Genomic DNA, 13,086 nt, shown 5'->3' with positions numbered 1-13,086 from the left:
CGCGATTACCTGCTCCCACGACGGTCCGGGAGCACGCGCTGGACGACGCGAACGTGCCCACCGGCGAGATCGCCTCTTCGTGCTGTGAGAACGAGCGGCTCCGCGCGCTCCGCAACCGTCCCATCAGCACGGACACGACCTGAAAGACCAAAATGATCAGCCGGAACCGGGCCGTGGACCCAGGCTCGGTGATCGGGTGCCGAAGACGGCCCGCCCCGAGTGCCGGACCCGGAACTCCGACACTCGGGGCGGAGTCCCGGGTCCGAGGCGACGGTTCAGGCGAGGATCTGGACGTACCCGTCGGTTCCGTGAACGCGGATCCGCTGCCCGTCCCGGATCAGCCGGGTGGCCCGCTCCACACCCACGACGGCCGGCAGGCCGTACTCCCGCGCGATCACCGCCCCGTGCGTCATGAGGCCGCCCACCTCCGTCACCAGTCCGGCGACGGTGACGAACAGGGGGGTCCAGCTGGGGTCGGTGTAGGCGGTGACCAGGATGTCGCCCGCCTCAAGGTCGGCCTGCGCCATGTCCATGACGACACGGGCACGGCCCTCGACGGTCCCGGCCGAGACCGCGAGGCCGGCCAGCGCGCCGGGCGGGGCGTCGTCACGCCGATACCGGCCGGTGATGGCCTCGCCGTCCGATGTGAGGACCCTGGGCGGTGTGAGCGCCTCGTACGACCGGAACGCCTCCCGCCTTTCCAGGATGAGTTCGGCGTCCACGTCGCCGGTGCGCACGACTTCTCGCAACTCCGGGAACCGGAGGAAGAAGATGTCTTCCTTCTCGCGCAGGGTGCCGGAGCGGACGAGGCGATCGGCTTCCCGCAGCAACGCCTGCTTGTAGGCGAAGTAGCGGCTGACCATGCCGTATTTGGGGTACTCCCGGTATCCGGCGAAGGTGCGGACGCGGTCGATCATCCGCTTGGTCTCCTCGGCCTTCTGCTCCCCGTCGGGCAGGGCGCGCAATCGCGTCAGAAGTTCCTGTTCTTTCCGTTGTGACTCCAGGCGTCCCTGTTCGAAGTGTCGTTTGCCGGCGCCCGGCTCGAAGTTCCTGATGTTGCCGAGGAGGGTGGGCACGAGCGTGGCGGGACGCTCGCTCCAGCGCGTTCTGGTGATGTCGATCTCGCCTGCGCAGCGCATGCCGTACTCGTCGAGGTAGCCCCGGATGGCGTCACGTGCTTCCCGTCCGCCGGCCAGCCCGGCCAGCTCGTTCAGGAAGCCGTCGCCCTCCCGGCCTTCGTCCACGACGCGGTGCAGGAACCTCACGACGTCCGCGTGCGGCCGGATCGTGTCCGCGACGTCGAGGAGCGCCAGCCCCATCTCCGACGTGACGTTGTGGGGGACGGACTGCGTGAGCGCGTCGGCCGCGTTCTTCTCGCCCAGCCACGCCTCGAGGTGGTCGTTGAGCCACCAGGTCGCCTCCATCCCCGCCATGATCACCTGGTGGCTCCGCGGATCGAACAGGATGCGCTTCAGCTCCGCGATGTCGGCCAGGATGAAGTCGAGCAGCGCCGGCCCGGACAGGGTCCGGATCTCGCTGCGCAGGGTGGCGACGGACGCCTGAGCGTGCCGGATCAGCTGGGTGACAACGGCCGGATCGGTCTCGATCGGGGCGGGTGGGTCACCGGCGGGTGCGGCGACGGAATCCTCGTCCGGAAGCGAGCGGATGAAGTCGCCGCGGTCGAGGACGGTCTGTAGCGCGTCCCGAACCAGCGGGTCGGACTTCCCCAGGGTCTCGAGGAGGTACGTGCGACCCGCGGGCGTCGCCAGGACGGGGGCCACGTCGACGAACAACCGTCCGCCCGCCTCGCGCATCGGCCGTGGGGTCGTCAGCTGCCACAGGGAGAGTCCCAGCGGCTTCATCGCGTCGGTCATCATCTGCTGGTGACCGACGGAGACGTAGACGTGGTTCTCTTGGTCATCGCTCCTGGGGACGGGGAACAGGGTGGTGATCGGCCGGCTCTGGACGATGTGGAAGTCGTCGCCGACCAGGCACCATTCGATGTCCTGGGGCCGGCCCAAGTGCGCTTCGATGCGCCGGCCCAGCTGCACCAGGCGCACGACCTGTGCATCCGTCAGAGCCGGCTGCGTCTGCCGCTGCGGTTCGACCGGTGCGTCCTGGGTACCGCCTCCCGGCGACGCCTGGACGAGCCGCGGCTTGGTGGCGACCGCTGTGGTGACGACCTGATCGTCGCGCACCGTGTAGACGTCCCCGGCGACCAGCCCGGAGACGAGCGCCTCGCCGAGCCCCCAACCGGCTTCCACAGTGGCGATCTTCCGGTTCGAGGTCACGGGGTCCGCGGTGAAGAGGATCCCGGCCGCGTCCGGGAACACCATCCGCTGTACGACCACGGCCATCCGTACCTTGCGGTGGTCGAAGCCGTTACGGCACCGGTAGGTCACCGCCCGCTCGGTGAACAGCGAGGCCCAGCAGCTTCGGACGTGCCGAAGGATCTCCGGCAGGCCCACGATGTTCAGGTACGAGTCCTGCTGGCCGGCGAAGGACGCGGTCGGCAGGTCCTCGGCCGTCGCGCTGGAACGCACCGCGTAGGAGGCCTGCTCCCCGAGCCGGGCGAGCGATTCGCTGATCGCCGCCACAAGATCGTCGGGAACCGTGACGCCTTCGATGACGCGGCGGATATCGGCGCTCAGGGTGCGGATCGCCGCGTGGTCGTCCGGTTTCACGCGCGACAGCAGGTCAAGCTGAGCGTCGATCGACGGCATCTCGGCCACGACCCGCCGAAAGGCGTCTGTCGTGACGCAGAAGCCGTCCGGCACGCGGACGCCATCGATTCGCGAGAGCTCACCCAGGTGCGCTCCCTTTCCGCCGACGTCCGCGATATTCGTCGAGTCGATCTCCTCGAAACCCAGCACGTAACCCAATTCCGTTGCTCCATCGTTCGTCGGGTCGGTTCGCAACGGGCAAGTATGAAGCACTTTCCGGCGCCTCATGAGGCGCGCGAGTCTGATATAAAGTGAAAGTGGCGGGGAGTGGCGCGCGCAGCCCGATCCGGCCTCGTCCACACCGGCATCCCGGGCCGCCGTTCACGCCCGGCGGCGACAGCGACCTCCTGGCAGCCAACGCAGGCTGCCCCGGCCCGGTCATCCGCACGGCCACCACCGGAACCACCCCCGCGGCGTCGGCGCAGTGGAAGTGACCACCGGCCTTCCCACGGGTTGACGATCTGGCCGTGCGGGTTGCTCTCTTCCACCTGCTGGAGAAACGGCCTCGGTATTGGCGAGCTCGCCTGTTCAACTGTCGCGGGTCATCGGCGACGTGGATCTCGAGGGTGACCGTCCGTGCTTTCTCAGCCGGCGTGAAGGATCCGAAAGCGATCGGGTTCCGCCGGATCTCGATCAACGACCTGGACCGGGGTCCAAGCCCATTGCCAAACGCCGATGCCCGGCGTGCGGGAGAACCGGATCTGCCCGCGAGTGCCTTCGACCGCAACGCGCGGCCAGGATTCGGCGATACGCGCCCGGTCCGTACCGTGAGAACGCAGCACATCGGCGAGAACGGCGACCGTGTCGTAGCCCTCGAAGGCGACGAAGGAGGGCGCTTCGGCCAGCCGCTCGCGGAGGGCCGTCTCGACTCGTGCACCGAGTGGGCCGAGGCGCTCGGGCAGGTAGCGCAAGAACGGGATCGCGGCGCCGTCGGCACCCAGCGACGTCGCCCATTCGGCGAACTCCGGTTGCCCGGCCGGAGCACCGATCATGATCTCGGCGAGGCGCCGGTCGCGGCGGACGGACTTGACGATCGACACCGCCGGCTCCGGATGGCCGACCAGAAGAAGGAGGGCCGTCGCGCGACTGTCGACGAGTGCGTCGCACACGGCCGTGGGGGCGAGCGCGCGCATGTCGAGTTCGATGACGGTACCGCCGCGTGGAGCGAGGTGGTCCCGCAGGATGCGGGCCCCAGATGCCCAGTAGACACTCGGCTCGGCTGCTACGGCGATTCGGCCGTGGCCCGCGCCGAGGAGGAAGTCCGCGTAGATCCGCCAGCCGTGGGACTGCGCCGGGGCGAGGCGCGCGACCCATTCCGTCGGCTGTTCGGTGAGCGCGTCGAGAACCGCCGACGAGCAGAGGAACGGCAGGCCGAGGGCGTCGGCCCTGGCGGCGGCGGCGCGGGCGACGACGCTGTGGTACTCCCCCGCCAAGGCGGCCACGCCCAGGCGAGCCAGTTCGTCTACGGCCGCCACGGCCCTCTGTGGATCAGCCGCGGTGTCTCGGACCACCAGTTCGAGTGGTCTTCCGGCGATCCCCCCGGCGTCGTTGACTTCACGAACGGCCAGCTCGAGTCCAGCGAGCAGGTGCCGGCCTGCCCCGACCCAGCCAGGCCGGGTCAGCGGAACGAGAGCGCCGATCCGGACGGATGATCCGTCAGTCCACTCTGCTTCAGGTAGCGATGGTGGCGTATTCATGCGCTGGCGTCTCCCGTGTGACGATTCATTCGTGGTTTGCCCGGATCTGGCCCCGGTACCGGTGGACTCGCCTATTCAACCGTCGTGAGGTGTCGTTTCCGCAGGGCCTGACCACCACCAAAGGTGTCCGCCGAAGCGGAGCAAGCTCACAGGTGATCGCCCGCGGAATCATGGACACGCAGAACCACAGGTCGCTGAGCCGTCCGACACCGTTGACGCCGGGCAAGTCGTACCAGATCACCTGGTCGATACTGCCGCAGGATTACGAGTTCAAGGCGGGGCACCGGCTGGGGCCGCAGCACGAGATCATCCACGCCGGCGAGCGTGGCGACAGCCGCCGGCGGCGGGCCGCCAGCGGCGTGCCAGCGGCATGTGCGGGCGATGCCAGAGGGCCGCGGCAGTCTGCATGTCGAGGGCGGGGCCCGAACGGCCCCGTTCCGAGATGAAAGGACGAAGACATGAGCGATCCTGTGCTGCACGACGTCGTCATCGTCGGCGCCGGCCCGGTCGGGCTTTTCCTCGCGATCGAGCTCGAGACCGCGGGCGTGAAGCCGCTCGTGCTGGAGCGGCTCCTGGAGCCCGACCGCGGGATCAAGGCCGCCGCTATCGGCGCGGTGGGAGTCGAGGCGCTGGAGCGACGCGGGTTCGCGCGTGCGCTCGACGAGGAACAGGTGACGATGCCGATGACGAAGGCGGCACGTGCCGGATCCGGACCGGTGAAGAAGCCGGGAGGCCATTTCTCGGCGTTGTTCGTGATCGACCAGGACCTCCAGCGCGACCCGGAGCGCCACAGCCGCATGGTGCCGCAGGAGGCGCTCGAGAGGATCCTGACCGCGCGCGCGAGCGAGCTCGGAATCGAGATCCGTCGCGGCGTCGCGGTAGAAGGTTTCGAGCAGGACGACGACGGCGTGACCGTGCAGACGAGCGCGGGCCCACTGAGCGCGAAGTACCTGGTCGGCTGCGACGGTGGCCGGAGCCGCGTCCGCAAGCTCGCCGGCTTCGAGTTCCCCGGCACGGATCCGACCATCACCGGTTATCAGGCTCTCGTCGAGTTCGACGCGCCCGAGAAACTCGTGAAGGGTTGGCAGCGAACGCCGCGTGGCCTCATCACGTCGATCCCGGGGCGCGTCTTCACGGCGGAGTTCGACGGCCCGCCGCCGGATCGGGATGCGCCGATCACGCAGGCCGAGGTCGAAGCGTCGATCCAGCGCGTGAGCGGCACCGACGTCAAGATCCTTTCAATGTCGAAGGCGACGCGCTGGACCGATAACGCCCGGCAGGCGACGACCTACCTCATGGGCCGCGTCCTTCTCGCCGGCGACGCCGCGCACGTCCACTCCCCCTTCGGCGGCCAAGGCTTGAACCTCGGCCTCATCGACGCCGCGAACCTTGGCTGGAAGCTTGCCGCGGCGGTGAAGGGGCGCGACCATCTCCTCGGCTCCTACACCGCCGAGCGCCATTCCGTCGGTGCGCGCGTCCTGGAGAACACCCGCGCGCAGGTCGCGCTGGTGCGTCCCGACCCGCTCACAAGCGCGCTCCGCACCATCGTGAGCGACCTGATCAAGCTGCCCGAAGGCAATCGCCACATCGGCGAGATGCTCTCGGGGGTCGGCGTTCTTTACGACCTCGGCGACGACGACCCGCTCGTCGGCACGCTCGCGAAGGACCGGCTCCTCACGCTCGCCGGCGGCGGCGAAGAGCGGCTCTACGCGCTGATGGAGAAAGGCGGCGGCCTGTTCGTCTCGCCTTCGGAGCGGTCACTCCCGCAAAACGTGCACCATGCACACACCAAGGAGGGCCCGTCGATGCTCGTCCGTCCCGACGGCTGCGTCGCGTGGACGGACGCGTCGTCCACATCACTCGACGAGGCGCTCGCGCGCTGGTTCTGAAAGAGAGCGACGTGCCCGTCGCCGCGCCGCCATCCGGCGGCACCTCGGGCACGAGGCGGGCCGTGGTGGCATGGGCCGCGGCGCGGGCCTGCCCCGAGGGCCCGAGGGCCCGCGCCGCCCATTCCCCCCCGAGGCGGTGGACGGGAACCACGCGACCGCCGGGCCCGGACGGAAACATTTATCCGCGATACGACCACAAGACCTACTTCAATTTTCGATTCGGAAGGTTGAGTCCATGGACGAGCTCCGCGAAGACACGAGGACAGGCCCTGCAGGTCAGGGAAACTGGATCACTACCTGGGGCACGGCGCAGCAACTGGCGCGTCCTGCCGAGCCCGGTGGAGGGCCGCAGCTGCCCGGTCCGCCGGATGACGATCCTCCGGCCGACGTGCCCGCCGACGCGCCGGCCGCGCCGACGAAGGTCAGCGCGCAGACCGTGCGCATGGTGGCGCGTACCACCGTGGGCGGCACGGCCGTGCGCGTCGCGCTGTCGAACTCCTTCGGTCACGCGCCGGTGCGCATCGACGCCGCGCGGATCGCGCGGCACGACAGCGGCGCGGCGATCCACGCGGGCAGCGCGCGCGAACTGACCTTCGGCGGGCGCGATGCGGTGGTGTTGCCGACGGGCGCGCAGATCTACAGCGACCCCATCGACTACGACGTGCCCGCGCAGACCGATCTGGTCGTTTCGCTGTACGTCCCCGGCGAGACCGTCACCCCCACGACGCACGAGCTCGGACTGCGCACGGCGTGGCTCGCACCGGGCGACCAGGCCGCCACGCGGAACCTGCGGGACGCCACCGGGTTCCAGTCCTATCTGTGGCTCGCCGGCATCGACGTGCTGGCGCGGCCCACCGCCGCCACCATCGTCGCCCTCGGCGATTCCATCACCGACGGCGCCGGCACCACGCCCGGCGCGGACGCGCCGTGGCCTTCGTTGCTGGCGCGCCGGCTGGCCGCCCGGCAGGACCTGCCGCCGCGCGCAGTGATCAACATGGGCATCGCCGGCAACCGCGTCCTGCGCGAGACCGACGGCTTCGGCGCCAGCGCGCTGGCGCGCTTCGACCGCGACGTGCTGGCCCGGCCCGGCGTGCGCTGGGTGATATTGGCCGAGGGAGGCAACGACATCTGCTTCGGCTTCATGCCGGGCATGCCCGACAGCGAGCGGGCGACGGCGCAGGACATCATCGCCGGCTACCGCATGCTGATCGGCCGCGCGCATCTGCACGGCCTGCGGATCATCGGCTGCACGCTGACGCAGTTCGGCGGCACGTTCGTCTTCACGGCGGAGAGCGAGCGCGTACGCCAGGACGTGAACCGCTGGATCCGCGGCAGCGGCGAGTTCGACGCGGTGGTCGATCTGGACGCGGCCACCCGTGCCCCGGCCGCACCGACGAGGCTGCGCACCGAGTTCGATTCCGGCGACGGCATCCATCCGAACGACGCGGGCAACAAGGCGATCGCCGAGGCCTTCGACCTGGAGCTGTTCCGGGAATAGGGCTTACGCCTGCACCGGGCCGTCCAGCTCCCGGCGCAGACGCGCCGGATCGACATGGAGCGAGGCCGTCTTCCCATCCAGCTGCCAGCCATCCTGGTACGCCGCGGCGAAGACGTCCTCGCCCAGCGCCGTGCGGCCACGGGCGGCCATCGCCTGGATCTGCCGGTCGCTGAGGTCGTGGGTGCCGCGCAGCCGGGCCGCCGCGCCGAGCAACAGGGCCACATCCCGGTGCCGCCCGGCCAGCCCGGCCAGCTCCGCCTCGGTCACCGCGACCATCGCCATGATCGGCAGGTCCCCGCTCTCCAGGGCCGCCCCGTACGCCCTGGCCAGCGCCGCCCAGGCGCCCTCGGCGTCATCCCGCCGCAGGCACAGCGAGGCCCGCACCGAACCGACGATCACCTGGCCGTGGCCGCCGCCGGCCGGGGACTCACCGGCCATCTCCGCCTCGACCGCCTCGATGCGGGCCTGCGCACGCTCCGGGTCGCCGAGCCGCAACCACGTGCGGGCCTCGAGAGCGGTGACGATGACGACCAGCTCCGGCGACGCCGACCGCTCCGCCCGCTCGCGGACCGCGTCGAGCATCGCCCTCGCCCGGACGTCCTCGCCCCGCCGCAGGTGAAGGTCGATCCAGCGCACATCGAGGAAGATCTCGTCGGCCAGGCTCAGCGAGCCGAATTCCCCCGCCTGTACCCGGGCCTCGCGCAGATCCGCCAACGCGCCGTCGAGGTCCCCGTCGTACTGCCGCAGCAACGCGCGCATGGGCAGCGCGCCGGCCAGGCCCCAGCGGTCGCCGGCCCGGCCGAAGGCGTCGAGCGCGGCGGCCACGTCGGCGCGTACCTGGTCGAGGTCGCCCTCGTTCTCGGCGAACGAGGCCCGGAACATGTGGGCCAGCCCGGACAACCAGACGTCGGGACCTTCGACGAGATGCCGAACCAGGGCGAGCGACGCCTCGTGCTCCCGCAGGAAGTGAAGCGTGATCGCGGCCAGGACGCCGGCGAATCCGGGCAGCGACGGGTGAGCGAGCAGGCGATCGGCCAGGGCCCGCAGCGCGGATTCGTTCTCCTGCAGGCCCTCGGCGGTCAGCGGGGAGCGGGCGTTGAGGCGGTTGAGCAGCAACACCGCCTCGGCGAAGTCGCGATCCAGCGTGTGCCCCGCGGCGGGCAGCGCCAGCGCCTCCCCCTGCCAGTACGCCGCGTCGGCATGCCGGCCGAGTATCTGCCAGTACCAGGAGAGGTCCATGGCGAGCCTGACGGCCGCGGTGGCGTTTCCGGTGTCGCACAGATGGCGCAGGGCGGCGAGCGCGTTGTCGTACTCGGCGCGCATCACGCGCAGCGCGGCGAGCTGATCGGGGCCGCGCAGCAGCGACTCCTCGCGGGCGACCAGGCCGGCCAGGTAGCGGGCGGCGAGATCCCGGACGGCGTCGAGCAGGCCCCGGTCGGCGAGCCGCTCGATCCCGTACTCGCGCAGCGTCTCGAGCATCCGGTAGCGGCCCGCGTCGGGCGCCAGTTGCAGCAGCGACTTGTCGATCAGGGCGGCGAGCAGCTCGGGGACCTCACCCGGGAGCACCGCGGTGCCGGCGCAGACCGCGGCGGCCGACTCCGGCGTCACGCCACCGGGCAGGACCGAGACCCGCTCGGCCACCGTACGCTCGTTCTCGCCGAGCAGATCCCAGCTCCAGGCGATGACCGCGCGCAGCGTGCGGTGCCGCGGCGACGCGGCCCGGCTGCCCGTGGTGAGCAGCCGGAACCGGTCGGACAGCCCGGCGGCGAGCTCGGCCAGCGACAGGTTCCGCAGCCGCGCCGCGGCCAGCTCCAGCGCCAGCGGCATGCCGTCCAGGCCGCGCACCAGCCGGACCACGTCCGCGCGCGTCCGCTCGTCGATGTCGAAACCGGGACGCACCGACGCGGCCCGTTCGGTGAACAGGCGCACCGACGCGCTGCGGCGGATGTCCCTGAGGCCGTCACCGGGGTCCGGCAGCGCCAGCGGGCCGAGCGGGACCAGCGCCTCGCCGTCGATCGCGAGCGGCTCGCGGCTGGTCGCCAGCACCCGCAACCCGGCGCAGCGCGGCAGCAGCGCTGCGATCAGGTGCGCGACGGCGTCGATCAGGTGCTCGCAGTTGTCCACCACGAGCAGGCTCTCCCGGCCGCCGAGCCGGCCGGCGAGCACGTCCAGCTCGCCATCCTCGGCTCGCATCCGGCCGGAGGCCTCGAAGAGCGCGGCGCCGCGCAGCCCGATCGCGGCCAGCATCGCCGCGCCGACCTTGGCCGGCTCGGTGACCGCGGCCAGGTCGACCAGCCAGGTACCGTCACGGTACTCGTGGCGGTGGCGGCGGCCCGCCTCGACCGCGAGCCGGGTCTTGCCGGCCCCACCCGGCCCGACCACCGTGACAAGGCGCCCGCGGGCCAGCAGCGTGCCGATCCGGGCGAGGTCGTCGTCGCGCCCGATGAAGCTGGTCAGGGCGGCGGGCAGATTGCTCGCGGGCGCCTCGCGCCTCGCCTCGGGAGCGGGAGCCGACGACTGCAGCAGGCGCAGGTGGCGCTCGCGCAGGGCGGCACCGGGATCGGCGCCGAGCCGGTCGGCGAGGGCCTCGCGCACCCGCTCGTACAGGTCGAGGGCGTCGGCCTGGCGGCCCTGGGCGGCCAGCGCGTCCATCTGCAGCGCGGCCACCCGCTCGTCCACCGGGTGCTCGGCGAGCAGGGCGGTCAGCCGGGTGACGGCGTCGTCGGCGCGGCCCAGCGCCAGCTCCGCCTCGGCCAGATCCGCGCCCGCCCCGACCATGGTGCGGGCCAGCCGCGTCGCGACCGCCGGGGCGACCGCGGCGATCACCGACGATTCGCCGCGGAGCGCGACCGCCTCGCTCAGCAGCCCGGCCGCCGCCCGGGGATCGCCGGCCCGGAGCCGGTCACGGCCGTGCGCGGCCAGCCGCTCGAACCGCAGCGCGTCGACGTCGTCCTCCGTGACGCCGAGGCGGTAGCCGCCCTCGGACTGGGTGACCGCGCCGGCCTCGCCGAGCAGCCGGCGCAGCCGGGAGACCAGCGACTGCAGCGCGTTCGCCGGGTCGGCCGGGAGCTCCTGCGGCCACAGCGCATCGACCAGGACGCCCGGTTCGACCGGCCTGCCACCGGCCAGCGCCAGCCGCGCGATCAGGCCGCGAAGCCGGACGCCGGGAACTGCCACCACGGCGTCGCCGCGGCACACCTCGAGGGTGCCCAGCAGCGTCACCCGCAGGCGCGTCTCCCCGTTCTCCTGCACCGCACTAGCCTCTGGAGAGAGGCAGCCGGACGGCCGGCGGAAGCGGCCTCACGACGGGGTTCGCCTGAAACGACTGGATCATCAGGGCCGCGAAACGACGCGACGCCGCCACCCTCATCTCGGGTGACTCGGCGCGGATGCCCTCGTTCGCCATCAGCGCCAGGCTGATGTCCTCCAGCACGAAGTCCCCCCGCAAGGATCCCGCTTCCTTCGCACGCCGCACCAGTTCGAACAGCAGGCGCAGCGTGCGATCACGGTCCGCGGTGAAGCCGACCGCTTGGGGAAGCTGCGAGGTGAACGCGCGGGCGAAGCCCCGGTCGAGGGCGTGCACCTCCATGAGCCTCTCGATCACCAGGCAGAACCCGCTCCATGGATCACCCACCGCCAGCCCCTCCTCCACGACCGCCGAGCAGGAGGCCAGCTGCTCGGCGAAAGCCTCGGCCAGCAGCACCTCCTTGGTCTGAAAGCGCCTGTAGACGGTCGCGACGCCGACCTCGGCGCGCCGGGCGATCTCCCGGATCGGCACCTCGAGGCCCTCGGTGGCGAAGGCCACGCGAGCGGCCGCGAGGATGCGCTCGCGGTTGTCGCGAGCGTCCGAGCGAAGCTTCGTTACCACTTGGGCCGTCACCGCTCTCACTTTAGCCAAACGGACGGGGTGCTCCGTTACGGTCGGCGCATGAGAGCAGTTCAGTTCACCGAATACGGCCCGCCCGGCGTTGTGCACGTCGCCGAGGTGGAGGCGCCGCACGCCGGGCCGGGCCGGATCCGCGTCGCCGTACGGGCCTCCGGAATCTCGCCCGGGGAGATGCGCATCCGTTCCGGGGAGATGCGTGACGTGGTGCCCCTGACGTTCCCGTATCGGACCGGATTCGACGCCGCGGGCGTGGTGGACGAGGTCGGCGACGACGTCACGGGCGTGGGCATCGGCGACGAGGTGTTCGGCATGACCACCATGGCCGCGCGCGGCGCCAACGCCGACTACGCGATCCTGGCCGCCTGGGCACCCAAACCGGCCGCGTGGAGCTGGGAGGAGGCGGGCGGCGCCGCGGGCAGCGTCGAGACGGCCACCCGGGTCCTCGACCGGCTCTCGGTCGGCGCCGGGCACACCGTGCTCGTGCAGGGCGCGGCCGGCGGGGTGGGCACCATCGCCGTCCAGCTCGCGATCGCCCGCGGCGCCACCGTCATCGGTACGGCGAGCGAGCACAACCATGACTTCCTGCGCTCCCTCGGCGCGCGGCCGGCAACGTACGGGACGGAGCTGGTCGAACGGATCCGCGCACTGGCACCGGCAGGAGTGGACGCGGTGTTCGACTGCGCCGGAGGGGCGCTGCCAGACCTCATCGCCATCGCCGGCGACACGGCGCGCGTGGTGACGATCGCCGACCTCACCGCGGCGGCCCACGGCGTGCACATGTCGCACGGAGCGCCGGCCGACGCCACGGGCGCGGCCGTGGGAGCCTCCGCCGACCCGCTGGCGGTGCACGGCCTCGCGATCGCGGTCACGCTCGCCGGCGAGGGCCGGCTGCGGGTGCCGGTCGCGGCGGCGTTCCCGCTCACCGAGGCCGCGGCCGCGCACGAACTGAGCGAAAGCCGCCACGCCCGCGGAAAGATCGTGCTGGTGAACTGACCGGACGCCCGTGGCCGGTCACGACAACCGCTCACGGGCCCGATGCCTCTCAGCGGGCAAACCGCCCTGGATCCGATGGCGTACCGCTCCCCCGGTTGGTGACCTCACCACCACCATGAGATGACCGCCGCCCGCACCTCCGGTGCCCGCCGCCGCCTCTGGATGCCTGATCCGCGCCGACCGCCCGGTTCGCTCGTCCCCGCCCGCCCTCGCATGTGATCTTCCACACTTCAGATAATGAAATATTGCAGAATCTGAAAATTCCTCCCTACCATTGACAGTGTGACCAGCGTAGCGGTGGTCTGTTGGATCAAGCCCTGTGTCGGGTATCACCTGATTAATGCTCATTCGAGCGTTTCGGGGGTGGGTGATGACCGCTCGTCTGCCGTGCCCGGCGGCA

8 protein-coding genes are annotated in these 13,086 nt (G+C 71.4%); 4 read left to right on the top strand and 4 right to left on the bottom strand.

Features of this window, described 5'->3' with window-relative positions; all coding sequences use genetic code 11:
* Positions 1-275: 275 nt before the first annotated feature.
* Positions 276-2,873 (bottom strand): rifamycin-inactivating phosphotransferase, encoded by a 2,598-nt coding sequence (gene rph / locus ACSDR0_RS42415; protein WP_435294649.1) that lies wholly within the window; start codon positions 2,871-2,873, stop codon positions 276-278.
* Positions 2,874-3,307: 434 nt separating this feature from the next.
* Complete coding sequence (locus ACSDR0_RS42410) at positions 3,308-4,420, bottom strand: ABC transporter substrate-binding protein (protein WP_435294630.1); 1,113 nt, start codon at positions 4,418-4,420, stop codon at positions 3,308-3,310.
* Here ACSDR0_RS42410 and ACSDR0_RS42405 point away from each other — a divergent pair.
* The 3 genes from ACSDR0_RS42405 (at position 4,372) to ACSDR0_RS42395 (ending at position 7,807) form a co-directional block, all read left to right on the top strand.
* Entirely contained in the window at positions 4,372-4,866 is a 495-nt protein-coding gene (locus ACSDR0_RS42405) for a CocE/NonD family hydrolase C-terminal non-catalytic domain-containing protein (protein ID WP_435294629.1), read from the top strand. The genes ACSDR0_RS42410 and ACSDR0_RS42405 overlap by 49 nt on opposite strands.
* 12 nt (positions 4,867-4,878) lie before the next feature.
* Positions 4,879-6,309, top strand: coding sequence for an FAD-dependent monooxygenase (locus ACSDR0_RS42400; protein WP_435294628.1), 1,431 nt, complete (start codon positions 4,879-4,881; stop codon positions 6,307-6,309).
* Between the two features lie 235 nt (positions 6,310-6,544).
* The gene (locus ACSDR0_RS42395; protein WP_435294627.1) at positions 6,545-7,807 is read left to right on the top strand and encodes an SGNH/GDSL hydrolase family protein; all 1,263 of its coding nucleotides are present in this window, start codon (positions 6,545-6,547) and stop codon (positions 7,805-7,807) included.
* 3 nt (positions 7,808-7,810) lie between these two features.
* Here the strand turns inward: ACSDR0_RS42395 and ACSDR0_RS42390 are convergent, their stop codons facing one another.
* Together ACSDR0_RS42390 and ACSDR0_RS42385 are read right to left on the bottom strand one after the other, a co-directional pair.
* Entirely contained in the window at positions 7,811-11,059 is a 3,249-nt protein-coding gene (locus ACSDR0_RS42390) for a BTAD domain-containing putative transcriptional regulator (RefSeq protein ID WP_435294626.1), read from the bottom strand.
* Between the two features lie 4 nt (positions 11,060-11,063).
* Positions 11,064-11,687, bottom strand: coding sequence for a TetR/AcrR family transcriptional regulator (locus ACSDR0_RS42385; protein WP_435294625.1), 624 nt, complete (start codon positions 11,685-11,687; stop codon positions 11,064-11,066).
* A gap of 48 nt (positions 11,688-11,735) precedes the next feature.
* On the opposite strand from ACSDR0_RS42385, the gene ACSDR0_RS42380 reads away from it, so the two are divergent.
* Positions 11,736-12,686, top strand: a complete 951-nt coding sequence (locus ACSDR0_RS42380; RefSeq protein ID WP_435294624.1) for an NADP-dependent oxidoreductase — start codon at positions 11,736-11,738, stop codon at positions 12,684-12,686.
* The last annotated feature ends 400 nt before the right edge of the window (positions 12,687-13,086 follow it).

It is taken from the genome of Streptosporangium sp. G11, from assembly GCF_051192615.1.
Lineage (GTDB): Bacteria > Actinomycetota > Actinomycetes > Streptosporangiales > Streptosporangiaceae > Streptosporangium.
The sequence above is the reverse complement of the archived record's forward strand: the minus strand, read 5'-3'. Positions and strand labels throughout refer to the sequence as shown.